At 52.8% G+C, this 20,524-nt stretch carries 20 protein-coding genes; 4 read left to right on the top strand and 16 right to left on the bottom strand.

Annotated elements, in window-relative coordinates; all coding sequences use genetic code 11:
* The first annotated feature begins 83 nt into the window (after window positions 1-83).
* From QMN23_RS10350 to QMN23_RS10335, 4 genes are read left to right on the top strand one after another with little or no spacing between them, the layout of a single operon-like run.
* Window positions 84-515 carry a MarR family winged helix-turn-helix transcriptional regulator gene (locus QMN23_RS10350; protein ID WP_281999238.1) on the top strand — a complete coding sequence of 144 codons (432 nt, stop codon included), beginning with the start codon at window positions 84-86 and terminating at the stop codon, window positions 513-515.
* Complete coding sequence (locus QMN23_RS10345) at window positions 512-1,792, top strand: TolC family protein (RefSeq protein ID WP_281999237.1); 1,281 nt, start codon at window positions 512-514, stop codon at window positions 1,790-1,792. The genes QMN23_RS10350 and QMN23_RS10345 overlap by 4 nt, the downstream gene beginning before the upstream one ends.
* A 2-nt stretch (window positions 1,793-1,794) precedes the next feature.
* Window positions 1,795-2,925 carry an HlyD family secretion protein gene (locus QMN23_RS10340; protein ID WP_281999236.1) on the top strand — a complete coding sequence of 377 codons (1,131 nt, stop codon included), beginning with the start codon at window positions 1,795-1,797 and terminating at the stop codon, window positions 2,923-2,925.
* A gap of 22 nt (window positions 2,926-2,947) precedes the next feature.
* Entirely contained in the window at window positions 2,948-4,501 is a 1,554-nt protein-coding gene (locus QMN23_RS10335; protein WP_281999235.1) for a DHA2 family efflux MFS transporter permease subunit, read from the top strand.
* Window positions 4,502-4,543: 42 nt separating this feature from the next.
* On the opposite strand, the gene QMN23_RS10330 is transcribed toward QMN23_RS10335, so the two are convergent.
* The 16 genes from QMN23_RS10330 to aspS form a co-directional block, all read right to left on the bottom strand.
* Window positions 4,544-5,182, bottom strand: a complete 639-nt coding sequence (locus QMN23_RS10330; RefSeq protein WP_281999234.1) for a TPM domain-containing protein — start codon at window positions 5,180-5,182, stop codon at window positions 4,544-4,546.
* Between the two features lie 23 nt (window positions 5,183-5,205).
* Complete coding sequence (locus QMN23_RS10325) at window positions 5,206-6,069, bottom strand: TPM domain-containing protein (RefSeq protein WP_281999233.1); 864 nt, start codon at window positions 6,067-6,069, stop codon at window positions 5,206-5,208.
* Between the two features lie 15 nt (window positions 6,070-6,084).
* A complete protein-coding gene (locus QMN23_RS10320; RefSeq protein ID WP_281999231.1) occupies window positions 6,085-6,669 on the bottom strand; it encodes a LemA family protein in 585 nt (194 codons plus the stop codon).
* Window positions 6,670-6,781: 112 nt separating this feature from the next.
* Window positions 6,782-7,528, bottom strand: coding sequence for an RNA methyltransferase (locus QMN23_RS10315; RefSeq protein WP_281999230.1), 747 nt, complete (start codon window positions 7,526-7,528; stop codon window positions 6,782-6,784).
* Window positions 7,529-7,538: 10 nt separating this feature from the next.
* Complete coding sequence (locus QMN23_RS10310; RefSeq protein ID WP_281999229.1) at window positions 7,539-8,162, bottom strand: DedA family protein; 624 nt, start codon at window positions 8,160-8,162, stop codon at window positions 7,539-7,541.
* Window positions 8,163-8,256: 94 nt separating this feature from the next.
* Complete coding sequence (locus tag QMN23_RS10305; RefSeq protein WP_281999228.1) at window positions 8,257-8,994, bottom strand: hypothetical protein; 738 nt, start codon at window positions 8,992-8,994, stop codon at window positions 8,257-8,259.
* Between the two features lie 33 nt (window positions 8,995-9,027).
* Window positions 9,028-9,987 (bottom strand): GTPase-activating protein, encoded by a 960-nt coding sequence (locus QMN23_RS10300; protein WP_281999227.1) that lies wholly within the window; start codon window positions 9,985-9,987, stop codon window positions 9,028-9,030.
* Window positions 9,988-10,058: 71 nt separating this feature from the next.
* Window positions 10,059-11,240, bottom strand: a complete 1,182-nt coding sequence (locus QMN23_RS10295; RefSeq protein ID WP_281999226.1) for an HD-GYP domain-containing protein — start codon at window positions 11,238-11,240, stop codon at window positions 10,059-10,061.
* Window positions 11,241-11,400: 160 nt separating this feature from the next.
* The gene (locus QMN23_RS10290; protein ID WP_281999225.1) at window positions 11,401-11,946 is read right to left on the bottom strand and encodes a 2-oxoacid:acceptor oxidoreductase family protein; all 546 of its coding nucleotides are present in this window, start codon (window positions 11,944-11,946) and stop codon (window positions 11,401-11,403) included.
* Window positions 11,947-11,973: 27 nt separating this feature from the next.
* A complete protein-coding gene (locus tag QMN23_RS10285; RefSeq protein ID WP_281999224.1) occupies window positions 11,974-12,795 on the bottom strand; it encodes a 2-oxoacid:ferredoxin oxidoreductase subunit beta in 822 nt (273 codons plus the stop codon).
* 2 nt (window positions 12,796-12,797) lie between these two features.
* Window positions 12,798-13,931: a 2-oxoacid:acceptor oxidoreductase subunit alpha gene (locus QMN23_RS10280; protein ID WP_281999223.1), complete on the bottom strand. Its 1,134-nt coding sequence runs from the start codon at window positions 13,929-13,931 to the stop codon at window positions 12,798-12,800.
* A gap of 24 nt (window positions 13,932-13,955) precedes the next feature.
* The gene (locus tag QMN23_RS10275; RefSeq protein ID WP_088534432.1) at window positions 13,956-14,150 is read right to left on the bottom strand and encodes a 4Fe-4S binding protein; all 195 of its coding nucleotides are present in this window, start codon (window positions 14,148-14,150) and stop codon (window positions 13,956-13,958) included.
* 189 nt (window positions 14,151-14,339) lie between these two features.
* Window positions 14,340-15,296 carry a malate dehydrogenase gene (gene mdh, locus QMN23_RS10270; RefSeq protein WP_281999222.1) on the bottom strand — a complete coding sequence of 319 codons (957 nt, stop codon included), beginning with the start codon at window positions 15,294-15,296 and terminating at the stop codon, window positions 14,340-14,342.
* Between the two features lie 42 nt (window positions 15,297-15,338).
* The gene (locus QMN23_RS10265) at window positions 15,339-17,570 is read right to left on the bottom strand and encodes an NADP-dependent isocitrate dehydrogenase (RefSeq protein WP_281999221.1); all 2,232 of its coding nucleotides are present in this window, start codon (window positions 17,568-17,570) and stop codon (window positions 15,339-15,341) included.
* 329 nt (window positions 17,571-17,899) lie between these two features.
* Window positions 17,900-18,556, bottom strand: a complete 657-nt coding sequence (locus tag QMN23_RS10260) for a LysM peptidoglycan-binding domain-containing protein (protein WP_281999219.1) — start codon at window positions 18,554-18,556, stop codon at window positions 17,900-17,902.
* A 42-nt stretch (window positions 18,557-18,598) separates the two neighbouring features.
* Window positions 18,599-20,383, bottom strand: coding sequence for an aspartate--tRNA ligase (gene aspS, locus QMN23_RS10255; protein ID WP_281999218.1), 1,785 nt, complete (start codon window positions 20,381-20,383; stop codon window positions 18,599-18,601).
* Between the last annotated feature and the right edge of the window lie 141 nt (window positions 20,384-20,524).

Below are 20,524 nucleotides of genomic sequence, written 5' to 3'. Positions count from 1 at the left end.
AGGGATGAAATTCTATTTATTTGACAGTATACTGACCATCTGTATAATGCCTGGTCATTCTGGGAGACAACGGAAGAGGCGCCATGTACAATATCGAAGAGAGTATCGGTTTCCTTCTGGCAAAGGCATACCAGCGGGGCTTTGGAATGTTCAAGGAACGCTTGGACAAGTTCGATATAACCCCGCAACAGTTCAGTCTTCTGGCTTTCCTTTGGCGAGAAGATGGTCTTTCCCAGAGCGAACTTTCCCACAAGACCCAGATTGATCGCACCACCATCGGTGGTCTTATCGACCGTCTGGAAAGACTTGAGCTCCTTAAGCGTTGCCCGCACCCTGAAGATCGCCGCGCCTACCGCATCTGTCTGACGGACCGGGGCAAAAGTCTCGAGAGCGAATTGTGCGCCATTGCCCTTGATGTCACCGAACTTTACCTGGCACCGCTTTCAGCCGACGAGCAAGGTAACCTCCGCACCATCCTCAAGAAAATTCGCCAGTGGCCGGAGAACAAATCATGAAAAATTTACCGATCATCGTAAAGATTGCCGCGCTTTGTACCGTGCTCATCCCTGCAGCGGTCCACGCGGAGACGCTTACCCTTGCGGAATGTCTCCAGCGTGCATCATCCGGAAATTACGAACTGACCGTCTCGGCCCATGATCGCGCAATTGCCGCGGAAAATATTGTCCAGGCAAAAAGTGGTTACCTGCCGAGAATCGACTTTAACGGCGGCTACACCCTTCAACTTGATCCGCAGGCTATCACAATCGGCTCGCAGGCAATGGAAACCCAGGATGCCGATTTCGGGTTTTTCAGTCTTACCGCAACCCAGACCGTCTACGATTTTGGTCGGACGGCGGCACGGAAAAGACGCGCCAGTCTCCTCACCGATTCGGTCGGCTACAATTACACCGCCCAAGAAAAAGACACCTTCCTCCAGGTCGTCGAAGCGTATTACGGCATTCTCGAAGCCCAGAAACTCATTCAGGCGGCCGATGACGAGGTGACCCAGCGCACAGATCACCTGCGGGTGGCAAAAAATCTTTATGAGCAAGGTGTTGTGACCCGTAACGACCTTCTCCAGGCGCAGGTCAAACTGGCCGACAGCAAGCAGAATCGTCTTGCCGCGACCAATCGACTCAACAACCGCTGGTTATATCTCGACTATCTCATTGGCCAACCGTTGGCCTACCGGGCCGAGCTAACCGATGAAAACGTTCCGCCAGCCGTGGTGAAGGGGGATAACGCACCGGAACAGGCGTTTGCCAAGCGACCGGAGATAGCGGCTCTTACCAAGACTGTCGAAGCTGGCGAAGCCGAGGTGACCGAAAACCGGACCGGCTATTTCCCGGAGATATATTCAACCGCCGGCGTCGACTACGTCGAAAACAGCAAGGTTCGCGAGCAGGCAATTTACTCCGCCACCATTGGCTTGCGGATTAATCTCTTCGACGGCTTGGCGACAACCTCTCGCCTTCGCCAGTCGGTACGCAGCCTCAGCAAAAACCGGGACGCCCTCAGGATGGCAAAAGAACAGATCCGTCTGGAGTTGCAGACGGCTCTCAATGATACCAATGTCGCCGCCGAACGCATCAAGACCGTTGAGGAAGCGATCAAGCAGGGAGAGGAAAATCTGCGGATAAACAGGGACCGATATCAGGAGCAGGTCGGTACCGCCACCGACGTAATTGATGCCCAGACTTTGCTGACCCAAATCAGAACCGATTATTTCCGGGCTATATATGACTATCAGGTGGCATCAGCACGAGTGCAAAAAGCTATGGGAGATCTGTAAGCATGGCATTGGAACTGGATCAGGAAACGCCACTGGCCGAAGGGGCCGACGGTGAAGCATCATCGGACAACGTTTCGGCTACCCCCGCCAGGAAGAGCGGTGGCAAACGCACGAAAGCCGGAATAGTCCTGCTGGTTATCATCATCGTCGGCGCCGGGTTCGGCCTCCATTGGTTCATTTGGAGCAAAGGGCACGTCGAGACCGATGACGCCTTTATCGAAGCGCATATCCACTCCGTATCGCCACGGGTATCCGGCACAGTAACGACGGTGCTCGTCAACGACAATCAATTGGTAAAAAAGGGCGATCTGCTGGTCACCCTTGACCCGACCGATTACGATGCGAAAGTCAGGGAAGCGACCGCGTCCCTCGACATGGCCAAAAACGAGACGTCCGGCGACTACGCCAAGATCGAAGCAGCGCGGGCAGCCGAGAACAACGCTGCCGCCCGGCTTGAGCAGGCTGACATCGATTTGCGCCGGGGAAATGCGCTCTTTGCCAAGGAAGTCATTCCGAAGGAACAGCTGGACCGCCTCGTGACAACTCGTCGCGTTGCTGCCGCCCAGTTGCGCGAATCATCGGAAGAGGTCCGCAAGGCACGGGCGGAACTCGGACTATCGGGCAGTGGAAGCAAGGAGGCTCGGGTTGCCCAGCGGGCCGCCGTCCTGAAACAGGCAACCCTCAATCTCTCGTACACCAGGATTTATGCCCCGGCTGATGGCTATGTGACCCGTAAGTCAGTGGAACCTGGCAACACCGTCCAGACAGGGCAGCCGCTGCTGGCAATCGTCGACCTCAACGACAGCTGGGTCGTTGCCAATTACAAGGAAAGCCAGCTGACCAACGTTAAGCCGGGGCAACAAGTTCAATTCAAGGTCGACACCTATCCGAACCATACTTTTTCAGGGCGGGTCGATAGTGTCATGGCCGGAACGGGAGCCGCCTTTTCATTGCTCCCGCCGGAGAATGCGACCGGCAACTACGTCAAGGTTGTGCAACGAATCCCGGTGAAAATCCTCATCGACAAGGCAACCGATCCGAGCCATCTGTTACGCGTTGGGATGAGTGTCGTGCCGACCATCGATACCAACCGACGGCTGGGCGACATCCTGCGCGATCTCTGGCCCTTCTGAACACTGTGCCAACGGGACGCCTATGGACTCGCCGGTAAAGAGTGTAAATAAATGGCTGATCACCATTACGGTGATGCTGCCGACCATTATGGAGATTGTTGACACCTCCGTTGCCAACGTTGCCCTCCCTCACATGCAGGGGAGCCTCAATGCCGGTACTGACGAGATCACTTGGGTGCTGACCTCATACCTCGTCAGCAACGCCATTGTCCTGCCAATGACGGGCTGGTTATCGCGCATGTTTGGCCGGAAAAGATTTCTCCTCACCTGCATCACGATCTTTACCATCGCTTCATTTTTGTGCGGCGCCGCGCCGAATCTTGCCACGCTGATCATCTTCAGGATTATCCAGGGTGCGGCGGGCGGCGCCCTGATTCCGAGCAGCCAGGCAATCCTCCTGGAGACATTCCCGCCTCACGAGCGCGGAATGGCTAATGCGATCTTCGGCATCGGCGCAATGTTCGGGCCGATCATCGGCCCGGCGCTCGGCGGCTGGATCACGGACAATTTCAACTGGCGATGGATTTTCTACATTAACATCCCGATCGGGATCATTGCCGTAATCATGGCGGTTGCTTTCATATTCGATCCACCATATCTCAAACGATCACAGGTTTCGGTCGACTGGTGGGGACTGTCGCTCCTCACGGTAGGTCTGGGTGCGCTCCAAATTGTTCTCGACAAGGGGCAGCAAGACGACTGGTTCAATTCGTCATTCATTATCACCTGCTCGATCGTTTCCGCTCTGGCGTTGGCTGCGCTTATCTATGTTGAGCTGAAGCATGAACACCCAATCATAAACTTGCGACTGTTCAAGGATATTTCCTTTTCAGCAGGAAACCTGATCATGTTCATCGTCGGTTTTTGCCTCTACAGCTCGATCATGCTCATTCCGCTGTTTCTCCAGACGCTGATGGGGTATGACGCCACCCTTGCCGGGATGGTCCTTGCCCCCGGGGGAATGGCAACATTGATTACCATGCCGTTCGTCGGTATCATCATTTCCCGATACGACGGCCGCAAGGTGGTATTTACCGGCCTGCTCATCGGCGCCTTGTCGATGTACATCATGCATCGTTTCACACTGGAAGCATCCTACTGGGATTTCGTCTGGCCGCGGGTAATTCTCGGCGTAGGGCTGGCAATGATATTCGTACCGCTGACAACGGTCACGCTCGCGACTATCGCCAAGGAGGAAATGGGCAATGCTACTGGGATGTTCAATCTGCTGCGCAATATCGGCGGGAGTGTCGGTATCGCTCTGGCGGCTACCATGCTGGCCCGCGATACGCAATTCTACCAGAATGTACTGATCAGCAACATCACGCCTTACAGTCACCTCGCCCGACAGGAACTGGCTGCTCTGCAACAGGGTTTTCTCTACCGGGGAATGGAAGCAACAACAGCCGGCAATGCGGCGCTCGCTTCAATCTATCGGCTGGTGCTGCGCCAGGCGGGCATGCTCGCCTATAACCACATCTTCTGGGTTGTCTCGCTAGCTTTCCTCGGAGTTATTCCTCTACTAATCCTGCTACGCCGGCCGAAGCACGGGGCTGAAAGCGCAGGATTGCACTAAGAGGGCGGCGGGATGTTCCGGCGGGTGAGTTATCAAGCCTTGTCACCTACTGGTTATCAAATCATCCTGCAATTCATTAATGTCATCGGCCTGATGGGGAAAATGGCGGCGAAGCTCGGCGCCACAACGGGCAATCGTCACGCAGAGGGCGTCACAGGGATTCCCCTGGCGAATGCCACGCGACAATTCATCGGCCATTTGTTGCCAAAAGCCAGGATCAATCCTTTCATTAATCCCGCGATCACCAAGAATCCAAACCTTTCTTTCGAGTAACGAGATAAAGATCAAAATTCCCGTCTCGCCGGCCGTCTTGTACAACCCACGCTCGTAAAACGATCGGATGGCCCGTCCCGCAACCGCTGAATTAAGTCGCGACCGACCGGCAAAAGGGAGTTTCAGCGACGGCAAGAAACGAAACGCCAGTCGAGCCGGGAAAAACAGGCAGAAAACCAGCGGGATATACGACCAGATCGTGTGCATGCTTGTGCCTACCGCGACGAGAATCCCGGCAAGGCCGGCCAGGAGCACGGCACCGAGGATTTCGGCGTCGCGGTAGGAATCGCTCTCGTCGACGAGCATGGTGGCTATTTCGCCGGCAGTCGTCGCTTCGGCGGCAACAACTGCCTGCCGAATCCGCTCCCGCTCGGCGGAGGTGAAAAAATCCTCAGCTTTTGTAACCACTCGTTTTCTCCCCGCCTCCGTACTTACCAATCCCCGGAAGCGCCGCCGCCGCCGAAACTCCCGCCGCCACCTGAAAAACCGCCGCCGGAAGACCAGCCGCCACCACCGAAACCGCCACCAAAGGGAGGACCGCCGATGAAGCCGCCTCCCCCCCGGCCTCCCCCTCCACCGAACAGCACGGAGAGGAAAAGGCCGGCAACAAAACCGGCGACGGCCAGGCCGGCCATGAGGGCCAAGCCTATCCCTGGAAAAGCGAACAACACGACCAATGGCAAGCCGATTGCACCGGCAATCCCCCCGAGGACTCGCGATATCGCCCCGACGAAGATACAGGCGATGGCACAGAAAAGCAGTAAACTGACAATCGGCGGCGCGCTGCGATGGTTTTGACGCAAGTTGCCCTGCGGGGCTGAATACTCTCCGCGCACTATCGCCATTATTGCCGTAGTACCGGCAATGATCCCATCATCATAATCGCCACGCCTGAAAAATGGTACGATATCGTTTCGGATGATGCGGCCGGCCATGAGATCGGTGAGGCGGCCCTCCAATCCGCGACCGACTTCGATCCGCACTTTCCGTTCCGCCTTTGCAACCAACAGAATTGCCCCGTTGTCCAATCCCTTCTGGCCGATCTTCCATGCTTCGGCAACCTTGATGGAGAACTCTTCAAGATTGTCCCCTGCCAACGACGGCACGGTAAGGATTACGATCTGGGTCGAATCGCTCCGCTCGAAATCCCGCAGCGTGGTTTCCAGGTGCTGCGTCGCCGCCGGGGTCAACAAACCGGCATAGTCATTTACATGGCCGCGCAACGGCGGCACGTCAAGCGCCGAGGCACACCATGGGACAAGCAACAGGACCAGGATAACGATAAACTTCTTCATAACACTATTCGCCGGTTAAAATTTAACCTTCGGGGCGGTTTGTGCTCCAGCCTCGGCTTTGAACGGCTCCTTCCGCTGGAGTTTCAGAACGATGGAATTGGTTAGACTGTTAGGGAACGTTCTGATACTGGTGTTAAAATCCTGGACGGCTTCATTGTAACGGGTTCGGGCTACATTAATGCGATTTTCAGTCCCTTCCAGTTGATTCTGCAAGTCCAGGAAATTCTGGTTTGCTTTCAGGTCGGGGTAGCGCTCGACAACCACCATCAAACGTGAAAGCGCGCCGGTCAGCTGGCCTTGCGCTTCCTGGAACCGGGCGAAAGCCTGCTGATTGGCAAGGGCATCTTTGGTCACCTGGATGGAGCCGACTTTTGCCCGCGCTTCCGTGACCGCCTGCAACGTATCGGCTTCGTGCTTGGCATAGCCTTTAACGACCTCGACTAAATTCGGGATCAGATCGGCCCGCCGCTGATAAGCCGCTTCCACGTTTCCCCAGGCGGCAAAAACCGCCTCCTCCTTCGCTTGCATGGTGTTATAGCCGCAGCCGGACAAGCCAAGGAGCACCAGGACAACCATTGCCATAAGAGAGAGTTTCTTCATAATGCCTCCAGCACAAATCGTAGTTGAACACAAAATAACCATCAAAGAAGGGTTTGTCACCCTTGCTCTTCGTTTTTTACCGGCATAGCCAAGCGTTCACCGAGCGGTTCGATCAGCGGCCCTTTTTCCCTTGGAAATTATCCGCCGACCAGTCAATTTGCGTCATGAGCCCGCGCAGAATTGAAACTTCTCGCTCATCAAGCTCAGCCCGCGCGAAAATCCGCCGCATCGTCCTCATGATGTGAGCCGGGTTTTGCGGATTAAGGAAACCGATGCGCAAGAACGTCCGTTCCATGTGTGTGTAGAGTACCTCCAGATTGGCGGTAGAAGCAAGCGAACGTTCTGGTACGGCATCCAGCGCCGCACCGAAGCCGGTTGAAAGCTCATAACAAAACAGCAACACCGCCTGTGCAAGGTTTAAAGACCCATAATCATCATCAGTAGGAATTGTCGCCAGCCAGCGGCAACAGGACAATTCTTCGGTCGTCAGGCCGTTATCTTCTCTACCGAACACCAGGGCAGCTCTGTTTCCCGACAGCTGGTCGGAAATTTTCCGGACTATTTCCCGGGGAGTGTGGATTTCCTGCCGGTATTTGCCATGTCGGCGAGTGGTTGCCACGGAAAGTTCAGTATCGGCAAGAGCATCCGGCAACGACGGAAAAATGCGTGCTTGCAGAAGCAAGTCGCGAGCGGAAACCGCAAATTTATACGCTTCGGGGTGATCAATCGGACACCCTTTGACTATTCGCAGGTCGGTAAGCCCCATATTCTTCATCGCCCGGCAGACCATACCGACATTACCGGGGCTTTGCGGTTCTACAAGTACAATCGAAATTGCATCACTTACTGTAAGTGGCACAAATATCTCCTTATGGCTCCCCTTCGCGCTCGAAGCCTTTCATACGTTTCAGTCGCCTTCGGGCATGTCGTCTTCGCCACCAGGCAATAAAAAAATGGCTCAACCAAAAACAAAAGATCGCTATCGTCAACACTATCAGCAGTTGAAACTCGTATTGGTCGATATCTTCAACCACTAAGGAGGCACTTGTACCGAACAGAAAACCTACTGATGAGAACAGCAATGCCCAAAGCGAGGCACTACAGAGATTAAGCCAGAGAAAACGCGATGCCGGAAAGGACGACATGCCCAGGATAATCGGCAATACGATTCTAAAACCATAGGTGTAACGAGAGACAAAAGCGACAAGCGATCCGTACTTTTCTATCAGACGGAGCGCCTTCCTGAATTTTCTAGCAATTAGGGTAAACAGCCCCAGTAGTTGCTTCCCTTTCCACCGCCCGAGATAAAAATAGAATTGATCACCGAAAAATGCACCGCAAAGCGCTGTCGCCATAACGCCAAAAATATTCAGATGTCCCTGCGAAGCGAGGAAGCCGGCAAGGATCAAGCCTGCCTCGCCTTCAAGAAAGGTCCAGAGCAATAGTACCCAATAACCGTAGATTTCCAAATAATTACCGAGCAGCTGCTGCACGGCTTCTCCTCCCGCAACGCCTGCGGACTGATCTAACGAAAAAAGGGCTGTAAAGCCCTTTTTTGATCTGTTGTTTACCTAGCAGCGAGGGGCATCAGCGCAAGAGTCTGAAAAGATAGATGAAGGTCCCTCCCACCGAGAACCCTGCCAAAAGCCCCGAAATGTCGTGAACGAGCTGGGAAAAATCGCGCCGTCCCATGTACAGATCGGGAACGGAAGCGCCCAGGTTTTGCATAATGATCTTCCAGTCGGCATCCCAGTTATAGACTTGCAGGTAAAGCTCGGACCCTTTCCACAGGAAGATTGCCACAAAAATGACCCCAAAGGCAATGAAACCCTTAGCAATGACTGAATCATGTATCTGCTGATGAATTTTCCTGATCATGTCGATATTAACCAATGACAGAAAAACCCAGGTCGAATTTTCAATCATCCGGATATTGCGCAACACGGTATATTGCGGCTCGGGATTGGCAAAGACAAATGCAACCGACGCCGCAACAACAGCCAGGATCGCAAGATAGACGACTGTTTTACTCCCGCCGATTTCGAGCGTACGACTAAAAATGTAATATTCCTGAAAACCATACGTCATAACCATGATCGCAATGGTCCCGATTATGTAATGAATCGCTTCAAGCTGGGTATAGGCGGTCCAGGGAGCATCAAGAGCTTTTTCCACCACATACAACTGGCTTAAGAAAATAAGGAAAAACCCCATTGAAATACTTGTCCAGACTCTGGCGTTCCCAATACTGAAATAAAAACTGATACATCCGGCAAGAAACCAGATGATTATTTGAATCAGGTCAACTGTAGATATGTCAGCCATTGCCCCCTCGCACCTACATCCAGTGAAAATCTATCATAATGATTTGATTCGGTCGGCAATCTCGTTCTTCATCGTTTCCAGCATCTCCTTGGTCTTAGAGATACTGGTAAGCAATTTTGCACCCTTTTCAACTCCTGCCAAAAACGCAGTCGTACTGGCAGCATCGAGAAGCGCTTTTCTCCCGCCGCGGTCATTCAATTCCTTTTCAATCAGCGTGGCGCCCATTTTACCGACATATGCCATCGCGACCTCTTTAAGGTCATCTTCCAGCTCATTTAACACTGATTCCGCTTGCTGCTTATCAACCGCTTGGGCTTCTTTTCTGATCTTTTCACGCTCCGAGGCGAACCTGCTGGCGGTCGACTCCCAGAGCTTAGCAACATTCACCATTTCCAAAAGATCATAATGCATCAATTCATCGGCACTTTTCGTCGAAAGAACATCAATCTTCGCTCCGGGTAATCCGGCTATTTTTTGCGACTCACTAGCTGACGTTTCAATATCGGTAGAGCCATCGTGGAAAAATCCAAGTGGGGCTCCTTCCTTGTAAAAGATCAAGGCGGTACGGTCTTCGGTATAAATGCGCAGGCAACCGTTCAGGCGCTGCGCCTTGAGTTTTTCGAGCAGGCCCTTGATATCAATCAATTTCAGTTCCTGCCCTTTGTACAGGACATCACCGTGCAGCATCGCATGCAAACACATGGTTAGGTCACGTGATGTTTTATAAACACTGAGGCTGCCGCCTTCACCAAAAATAAGATTGCAGACGCCGGCAATCGCTTCAAATCCAGACTGGGATTTGTCGTCCTGTTCAAGCATCGTACTGATGAGTTTACCGTCCTCAAAGAAAAAGACCGAAAAAGCTGCGGGAAAGGTAAAATGCAAATATCCGGTGAACGTGCTCCCTTTCAGTTTTTCAAACATTTCCGGGAGCTTTATTTTGGTGACGGCAATATTTTCATACAGTGGATTGCCCTTGGGAAGAAGGAACATTCCGGTCTCCTTGGTCAGAATTTTCTTAAAAGTAATAGATTTCGCGCTGCGAGTCAAAGGCTAAATAGCGATTATGTCGGGATATACGCCGTGTTCCCCTCGTATATATGAGCAAAAAGTTGTTCGATATTGAAGAATGTTGCAAGAACCTCTGGGTCAAAATGCTTCGCCGGGACGACCCGTGCATCGCCTTCCTTAAAGATTGTCAGTACTTCCTGATGCGACAAGGCATTCTTGTAACTACGGCGGGAGCGAAGCGCATCATAGACATCGGCGAGCTTGACTATTCTCCCCGACAGCGGGATTTTATCCCCGGCAAGCCCAAAAGGATAGCCGCTTCCATCCCAGTTTTCATGGTGAGAAATGGCTATCTCGCGAGCAATGCGTAACCGCGGTGAGTCACCGAGAATCCTCTCACCGTAAACCGGATGGAGCTGCATCACCCGGTTTTCATCGTCATCGAGTGGGCCTCCCTTCAATAAAATCGCATTCGGAACTTTGATTTTCCCCACGTCGTGCATCTGGGCGGCAAACGAGATTTCCTCAACGAGGTCAAGAGACAAACCCATGTTAGCGGCCAAGGCCCCGGCATACCGGTTTACCCGGGTAATGTGCGCCCCCGTGTCTTCCTCAGCCGCTTCGCAGGCCCGAGCAAGGGCTTCGATCGTATACTTGAAGGCCAGTTCGGTTTCACGGACACTCATCGACAGGGCTTCAAGCGATGAAAGCATCACCCCAAGACTTACCAGCACGCTGCCGTCATAATCCGTTGCCTTGTTTGGATAATTAAGGGCCAGGAGCGCCCCAGGCAGAGAACCGCTCAATCGGCAGGCAACAAAATTTCGTATTGATCCGCCGACAAACTCTCTGATCAAGGGATGGAAATTGGTCTGATATTCATCAAGATCACCTGCAGTATCAGCACCGTTGGAGACCAGAACCTCGTCTTTAAGATGCGAAAGTGCGGCAATGGTAGCAGGATCTAGGCGGAAGCGCTCAGACGCCTCGACAAGGCTTCCCGACTGCAGATGGAAGCCGCGGCCACTCCCACCCTGCCCGGCTGAATCCTCGAAAAGGATGAATATATTAGCTGGGCCACGCCTCCCCTGACCGCCGAGCACCTTGCGCAACGCGTCTGCATAAATCTCATCATTGGTGAATTTGCGACAGCAAATACTTTTCAAAGTATTTTCAGTCAACCAGAGTAGATCCTGCATTTGCTGCAGAGACATCACGCACAAGTCAAGGCTCATGATTGACTCCGAACTGTTGCAAAATTGATGTAATGACAATTTAGAGATTCTTATACTCTATTGCGGAGGGTGCCGCAAGGCGATCAGAACGTTCGGCGGACAAAAAAGCCCGGCAATCATTTTGCCGGGCTTTTTTGTTAACCTATGATACTACTGTAACTTATTGCGCAGCCAAAGCCTTTTCATACCCCATCTGGAAAGCCTTTTTATTCAACTCGACAAAGGCTTCCGGAACGCGGGAAAGAACAGCTTTCTCAGCGCTTTCCTTGCTAACAACCCCAGTCAGCGCGACCATTGCACCAAGGGCAACGATGTTGGCAACGATTTCACGACCGACTTCGTTTTTGGCAGTATTGATGATCGGGAAGGAAACGACCTTGAAATTACCGGCTGGTTGTCTCTTTACCAGATCGGAGTCGATCAACAGTACGCCACCCTCTTTCAGATCGTGACTGTACTTGTCGCATGCTTCCTGGGTCAGGGCCAACAGCGCATCAACAACGGTTGCTTTCGGGTAGTCGATTGGGCCATCGGCAATGATAACCTCGGATTTGGAGGCTCCGCCGCGGGCTTCCGGTCCATAGCTCTGGGACTGGACCGACTGCTTGCCATCAAAGATCGAGGCAGCCTCAGCCATGATAACCCCAGCGAGGATCAGACCCTGACCACCGGCCCCGGAAAAACGAATTTCATATCTTCCAGACATCTGTCGATTCTCCTTTTAGGTGTTTGATTACTTGGCGCCGCCTTGAGCGCGCTCGATGAGCTTCGCATACTGCTCGCAGTACTCAGGCTTGTCTTCTTTGTACAGAACGCCGGTAAGAACCTTACCCTGAAGCTGCTCAGGGGTCATCTTTTCCGCCGCCTTGACCGGGACGGCAATTTCCTTCAACCGGTTCATCATCTCGACAACCGATTTGAATTTGTTACGGCGTCCATAGGTAGTCGGGCAGTCGTCAAGGATTTCCACCACAGAGAACCCTTTGTGCTGGATCGCTTCGGCGATGAGCTTGTCGATCTGGGTGGCATGATAAGCCGTGCCGCGGGCGACAAACGTAGCGCCGGCGCCAATTGCCAGCTTGGCAACATCAAAAGCCGGATCGGGGTTGCCATAAGGAGTGGTGGAAGCTTTTGCCCCGGTCGGGGTACAGGGGGAGAACTGACCGCCGGTCATACCGTAAATATTGTTATTCATGATGATGTACGTCATGTCAATGTTACGGCGGCAGGCATGGATAAAATGGTTCCCACCGATCGCCGTCCCATCGCCATCACCACCGACAAGGATGACGGTCATTTCCGGACGGGCCATTTTCACGCCAGTGGCGAATGCCGCTGCGCGGCCGTGGGCTGTGTGGAGCGTACAGCAGTCCATGTAACCGGGGAGGCGCGAAGCGCAGCCGATACCGGAAACAATCGCAGTATCTTCTTTCTTGAGGCCAACAGTGTCGATGGCCCGGATCAACCCCTTCATAATGATCCCGTGGCCGCAGCCTGGGCACCAGATATGCGGCAGTTTGCCGGGACGAATATACTTATCGTAATCGAATGCCATTGTTACTTGACCTCCTTCATCTTGTCGAGGATCTGCCCGGGGTTGATGGGCTCCCCGTCTACACGGAAGATACCGTGTACCGGAGCGTTGCCTTCCACACACCCTTTAACTACGCCGGTGCACATACCGAGGTTCATCTCGGGAGTAATGAATGCTTTTGCTTGTTTGGAAAGCTCAAGCAGACGCTCTTCTGGGAACGGCCAGAAAGTGATAAGACGGAAGAGACCTGCTTTGATACCCTGCTTACGTGCTTCGTTGACCGCGAAACGGGCAGAACGTGAAGTAGAACCGAAGGCAACAATGATGATTTCGGCGTCTTCAACCATGTACTCTTCCCACTTCATGATGTCAGCTTTGTTGGCCTCGACCTTGCGTACCTGCCGTTCTTCTTCGGCTTGGACGATAGACGCCTTAGTGGTCGGGAAACCGTCGGCCATCTTATTAAGGCCTGTCACGTGGAACTTATAGCCGGAACCAAACGAGGCCAGCGGCGGAATATCGCCAAACTGTGTATCGTACGGCTTATACTGCTCAGGCGACACAGACGGAGCTGCACGATCAATCACCTCAAGCTCGCCCGGCTCCGGGAACACTACCCGCTCACGCATATGAGCAACAATTTCGTCAGGCATAACCATAACCGGCGTCCGGTATTTCTCGGCAAGGTTAAATGCACGAACCATCTCTTCTAAAAGTTCCTGGACGGAGGCCGGAACAAGGCAGATGGCGGGATGATCACCATGGGTACCCCACTTGGCAACCATTACGTCAGACTGGGAAGGGCCAGTCGGCATACCGGTGGACGGACCGCCGCGCATGACGTTGATGATGACGCAGGGAACTTCGGTAATACATGCATAACCGATGTTCTCCTGTTTGAGAGAAAGACCGGGACCAGAGGTCGAAGTCAGCGTCTTCAGACCGGTCAGAGAAGCTCCGATAATCGATGCCATGGCGCCGATTTCATCTTCCATCTGAATGAATTTGCCACCGACCTTCGGAAGCTCAGCCGACATTACCTCCGCAACCTCGGTAGACGGAGTAATCGGGTAACCACCGAAGAACTTGCAGCCGGCGTAAAGGGCGCCGTGGGCGGCAGCTTCGTTACCCTGCAGGAATGCAACTTTCTTTGCCACTTTAACTACCTCCTGTTAAATTGTTTAAGGCGTCACCTTGATTGCAAAATCGGGACAGCGGAGTTCGCACTGCATGCACTTAATGCAGGCTTCAAGATTCTTGACTGCAGCGACAAACCCTTGCATTTCCAGAACCTTGGTAGGGCAGAACTCCACGCAGATGTGGCACCCCTTACAGTACTTCTCGATAATCTCGATTGTGGGAAGCTTCTTTTCCATCTACTTTCGCTCCTTTGGTGTGAATACGCTCTTCCAGTTATCAACCTGTTCCACAAAAAAGCCTAAATGAAAACATGAAAGGCGCTTGCGTTGATTAATAGTGTCCAACGTGGTGCACATGTAGAAAAAGCAAAGAAGGGCTGAGGCCCTTCTTTGCTTTCAGCTCAGACTACTGCAATTTCTTGCAGACTAAAACTTCATGCTATCAACAAGGCCTTTGACAGCGGCTACAGACTTGTCCATCATCGCCTGCTCTTCAGCGTCAAGAGCAAATTCAATGATCTTTTCGACACCGTTCTCGCCGAGAACTGCCGGGACCCCAACATAGTAGCCGTTCACGCCAAACTCACCCTGGAGGAAACAGCAGGTCGGGAGGACCCGCTTCTGGTCTTTGAGAATTGATTCTGCCATGGCAATAGCCGAAGAAGCAGGCGAGTAGAAGGCAGAACCAGTTTTCAGCAGGGCAACAACTTCGCCGCCAGCCCCGCGGGTCCGCTTGACCATCGCCTCCATAACTTCCTTGGCCTTGGCTTTGTCATTGTATTTGCGCTCAAGAAGTTCCATAACCGGGATACCGCAGACGCTGGTATAACGAACGAGCGGCACCATGTCGTCGCCATGGCCGCCAAGAGTTACGGCAACAACGTCTTTCACGGAGACACCAAGTTCCCAGGCGATAAAGGAAGCGAAACGGGAAGAATCAAGCACCCCAGCCTGACCCATAACTCTGCTATACGGGAAGCCGGTAACCTTCTGACAAAGGGTAACCATCGCGTCAAGCGGGTTAGAGATAACGATGACGAAGGATTTCGGGGCGTACTTCTTGATCCCTTCGGCGACCTGGGTCATGATTTTGGAGTTGACCTCAATCAGGTCGTCACGGCTCATCCCGGGTTTACGGGGAAGACCCGCGGTAACGATAACAACGTCGGCGCCTTCGATATCTTCGTAGCTGTTGGTGCCTTTCAGATTTACATCGAAGCCGTCAACGGGGCCAACTTCGGCGATGTCGAGCATTTTGCCCTGGGGAAGCCCTTCGACGATATCGAACATCACTACATCACCCAGTTCACGCAGAGCGCAAAGCTGAGCCAACACACCACCGATCTGACCACCACCGATTAATGCAATCTTCTTTCTAGCCATGATCTCCTCCTTCAGTAGATTGTTGTGTTTCCCACCGCTAACTTAAATGATCGCGTCAATAATCGCATTCAGGGTTGTGCTGGGGCGCATGGCCTTTTCAGTCTTCAGCGAATCCGGCATGTAGTAGCCACCAATATCCTGGGGCTTACCCTGAGCGCCAATCAGTTCCTCGTTGATCTTTACCTCGTTTTCGTGAAGTTGCTGTGCAACCTTGGCAAAGCGTGCCGCCAAGTCCTTGTCCTTAGTCTGAGCGGCCAACGCCTCGGCCCAGTACATGGCAAGGTAGAAGTGGCTGCCCCGGTTGTCAATCTGGCCAACCTTACGCGCCGGGTTTTTGTTGTTCTCCAGGAACTTGGTGTTGGCCTGGTCAAGAGTATCAGCCAGAAGCTGCGCCTTGTCATTCTTGAAAGTCGCGGCCAAGTGCTCCAGAGAGACGGCAAGGGCCAGGAACTCACCGAGCGAATCCCAGCGCAGGTACCCTTCCTGAACGAACTGCTGAACATGTTTCGGAGCAGAACCGCCCGCTCCGGTCTCGAACAGACCGCCGCCAGCCAAGAGCGGCACGATGGAGAGCATCTTGGCACTGGTGCCCAGTTCAAGGATCGGGAAGAGGTCGGTCAGGTAATCCCTCAGGGCGTTACCGGTCACCGTAATGGTATCTTTACCCTCTTTTGCCCGCTGGCAGGTGAAAAGCATAGCGTCAACCGGGGCCATGATGCGGAGATCAAGACCATTAGTGTCGTGATCTTTCAGGTATTTTTCCACCTTCAGGATCATCTGAGCATCATGAGCTCTATTCTTGTCGAGCCAGAAAATAGCCGGTGCACCGGTCGCCCGTGCCCTTCTCACCGCCAGCTTAACCCAATCCTGAATCGGCAGGTCTTTTGCCTGACAACCGCGCCAGATATCGCCTTCTTCCACTTCGTGCTGCATCAACACGGCGCCGGACTCGTCGACAACGCGCACCGTGCCGTCTGCCGGCATTTTGAAGGTCTTGTCGTGGGAGCCGTACTCCTCGGCCTTCTGAGCCATAAGACCAACGTTGGAGGTGGCCCCCATGGTGGTAGGATCGAACTGGCCATTCTTCTTGCAGAAATCGATACAGACCTGATACCACCGAGAATAGCACCGATCAGGAATAACACACTTCACATCGTGAAGCTTGCCGTCAGGGCCCCACATCCCACCGGAGTCACGGATAACAACCGGCATGGAGGCATCAATAATGATGTCGTTACTGGCATGGAGGTTAGTAATACCCTTGTCAGAATCAACCATCGCCAAAGGCGGTCTCTTCTTGTATGTCTCCTGGATATCCGCTTCGATCTCGGCACGCTTGGCTTCCGGCAACTTCTGAAGCTTCAGGTAAAGGTCGCCAAGACCCAGGTCCGGATTGACGCCCAATTCTTTGAAGGTGGCGGCATGCTTTTCGAACACGTCCTTGAAGTAAACCGAAACGAAGTGACCGAACATGATAGGATCGGAAATCTTCATCATGGTGGCCTTGAGATGCACTGAGAACAGGATCCCCTTAGCCTTGGCGTCTTCGATCTGCTCTTCAATGAACTTACGCAGAGCGCGTACGTTCATAAAGGTACCATCAAAGACTTCACCGGCCAGGAGAGGGAGCTTCTCTTTCAGCACCGTGACCTTGCCATCCTTACCAACGAACTCGATCTTGACGTTGCCGGCTTTCTCCATGGTAAACGACTTTTCATTTTCATAAAAATCGCAGCAATCCATCCAAGAAACATGAGTCTTGGAGTCAGAGTTCCAAGCCCCCATCTTGTGCGGATGCTTCTTGGCGTATTCCTTAACCGCTTTTGCCGATCTCCTGTCGGAGTTCCCCTCCCTGAGAACCGGATTGACAGCGCTGCCAAGGCATTTGGCATACCGGGCATGGAGCTCTTTCTCGGCATCAGTCTTCGGTTCCTCGGGATAATCCGGGAGCTTGTACCCTTTTTCCTGCAACTCCTTGATGGCAGCTTTCAGCTGAGGAATAGAAGCGCTCACATTGGGAAGCTTGATGATGTTGGCTTCGGGCTTCTGGGTGAGTTCCCCCAGCTCAGCCAGATAGTCCGGCATCCGCTGCTCTTCCGTCAGATAGTCGGGGAAGTTTGCAATAATCCTCCCGGCAACGGAGATATCACGCGTTTCAACAACAACGCCAGCGGCCTTAGTGAAAGCATTAACAATCGGCAGCAACGAATACGTCGCCAAAGCCGGAGCCTCATCGATTTTCGACCAGATAATTTTTGATGTTTGTGTTGTCATATTCTCTCCTTATTTTTATTGCCAGCTTCACGTAGTCATTCAATAAAGGGATTATGCAACTACACGCCAACACCTTCCCCATACGACCAAAAAGACAAAATCACCTTTTAACACATCAACACACCCCACAACATCGTCACGCCTCCCGCACAACAAAACGACGTTCTGAGTAAAATAACGCATTAACGCTAATTAATTTTTCCTTGGAATAGTGTGTATACAGTATACAAAAGATTTTAGGCTGTCAAGCAAAAACTCTTTGTGCTTTTTGGGGTGACGCGGGGAGAATTGCAGCAAAAAGCCGGACATAGAGCCCGGCTCGTGCTCCGTTACGGAATTTGGCGATCTTGTGCATACCGGTGGGCTTCGACGATGTCTTCACGACTCAAATTACGAGGTATACGTAAAACCTGGCCAGGCCAGATGCGTCTAGGGTCACGGATTTGATCGCGATTTGCCCGATAAAGAATCGGCCAGAGTGAAGCGTCGTTATAAACATCAGCCTGTGCTGCAATTTGTGGCAATGTTTCGCCACGCTTGACCGTATGATACAGGGCGAGTGGTCGTTCCTCCCGCTCGCGATCGCGGGTCGCAGCTATGCGCTCCTGCCGTTTTCGCTCTTCACGTTCAGCCTTGATGCGTTCCTCATCCAGCTTGCGCTGAAGCGCCTCAATGGCCTGCTGACGCTCAAGCTCATGCTGACGTGCTTCTTGAAGTTGCTTGGCCTGTTGTTCGCGGCGCTGTTCATCCCTGATGGTCTGCTCAAGAAGTGTAGCCTTGCGTAGCGCCAACAAGTAATAGCGATCGGCCATCTCAACATCTTCCAGTTGCAGGTATCTATCACCATCTGTCAGCGCATTCTCTATGCTGGCAAACTCATCCGGCAGTCGCTGTTCGCCGCCAAGAGACCGTACCGCATAGAGGCGCGTCAGCGCATCAATCCGATAGACTGGCAGGTTTTTCGAACAGGCAGCCAGCACTGCCATGACTATGCATGCTGTTACGCCAGCCCTTGACCACATCATGAATTACTGTTTAACGGTGACTTTCAACGCCAATTCCCGCAACTGTTTCTGGTCAACAATCGAAGGGGCTTCAGACATAAGACATGTACCTTTTTGCGTTTTCGGGAAGGCGATGACATCACGGATCGAATCACTGCCGGTCAACAACATGATAAGTCGATCCATCCCGAAGGCGATACCACCGTGCGGAGGAGTTCCATATTCCAGAGCATCAAGCAGGAAGCCAAATTTTGCCCGGGCTGCTTCTTCGGTAAAGCCGAGCATCTTGAACATCAGGGCTTGAATCTGTTGTTGATGAATCCTGATACTGCCGCCGCCGATCTCATTACCGTTCAGAACAAGATCGTAAGCTTTTGCCCGGCAGCTGCCGGGATCTGATTCCACCTTTTCCAAATCTTCATCCATCGGCGCCGTGAACGGATGGTGGACGGCCGCCCAGCGCTTTTCTTCTTCGTCCCATTCCAGCAAAGGGAAATCGGTAATCCAGACAAATTTAAATTCGTTCTTATCGACGAGTCCAAGCAATTGGGCCAAATGATTCCTGAGTTTGCCGAGTGAATCATTGACCACCTTGGGCTTGTCGGCAACAAAGAGGAGCAGGTCCCCCTCTTCGGCGGCGAACGCGGTATTCATGGCGGTTATCTCGTCGGCAGTGAAAAACTTGGCGATCGGCGAATGCCACTCGCCCTGCTCGACCTTTACGTAAGCAAGGCCCTTGGCTCCGTAGATTTTCGCAAACTCCGTAAGGTCGTCGATCTCCTTCCGGGAGAAACGGGCACAGCCCTTGGCATTCAGGCCCTTGACGATACCGCCGGAAGCGGCCACGTCCGCAAAGACCTTGAAGCCGGCATTTTTTACCGTTTCGGTCAGTTCAACCAATTCAAGCCCAAACCGGACATCGGGATTATCCACCCCATACCGTCTAATAGCCTCGGCATAGGTCATACGCGGCATTGGCAGGGTTACGTCTACCCCCTTCGCCTTCTTGAAAATCCTGGCGATCAGCCCTTCCATCACACAAATAATGTCTTCGCGGTCGATAAAAGACATCTCGCAATCGATCTGGGTGAATTCCGGCTGGCGGTCAGCCCGCAGATCCTCGTCACGGAAACAACGAACCACCTGGAAGTAACGATCGAAGCCGGAAACCATCAGGATCTGCTTAAAGATTTGCGGAGACTGGGGTAAAGCATAAAAGCTGCCCTGGTTAATACGGGAGGGGACAAGAAAATCGCGAGCACCTTCTGGAGTCGATTTGGTCAAGAAAGGCGTTTCAATCTCAAGGAAGCCCTGTTCTGTCAAATACTGGCGAGTTAGCTGGGCAACCTTCGACCGCAATATGAGATTTTCCTGTAATGCGGGACGGCGAAGGTCGAGATAGCGATATTTCAGCCGCAGGTTTTCCGCTACATCGACGTAATCGTCAAGGGTAAACGGCAGTGCTTTCGAACGATTGAGAAGCTTGCAATCCGTGACAAGAATCTCGACTTCGCCGGTCTTCATGTTCGGATTAATCGTGCCCTCGGGGCGGCGAATCACCTCACCGGTAACCGCAACGACATATTCGTTCCGGATTGACTCGGCCTTCCCATGCGCCTCGACATTCCTTGCCGGGTCAAAGACGACCTGGGCAATCCCCTCACGATCGCGCAGATCGACAAAAATCAGCCCGCCATGGTCACGGCGTCGCATCACCCACCCCATCAGGGTAACAGTCTTACCGGCATCGTCGGCTGTCAGATCACCGCAATAATGGCTCCGCTTCCAATCTCCAATAATATCTGCCATAGGTCCAAGCCTCCTCAATCGTCACTTAAAACCGGTCAAGTATACTTAATGCCCCCATTTAGTTCAAGGGCTAATAGATATCTTACCGCGCAAACTGTCAGCAGAAATTGCCTACAAGGGAAAACCGTTCGAACGAAAAAA

This window comes from Geotalea uraniireducens (assembly GCF_027943965.1).
In the GTDB taxonomy this organism is placed as follows: domain Bacteria; phylum Desulfobacterota; class Desulfuromonadia; order Geobacterales; family Geobacteraceae; genus Geobacter; species Geobacter uraniireducens.
Note: the sequence above shows the minus strand (reverse complement) of the source record. Positions and strands in the feature narration are given on the sequence as shown.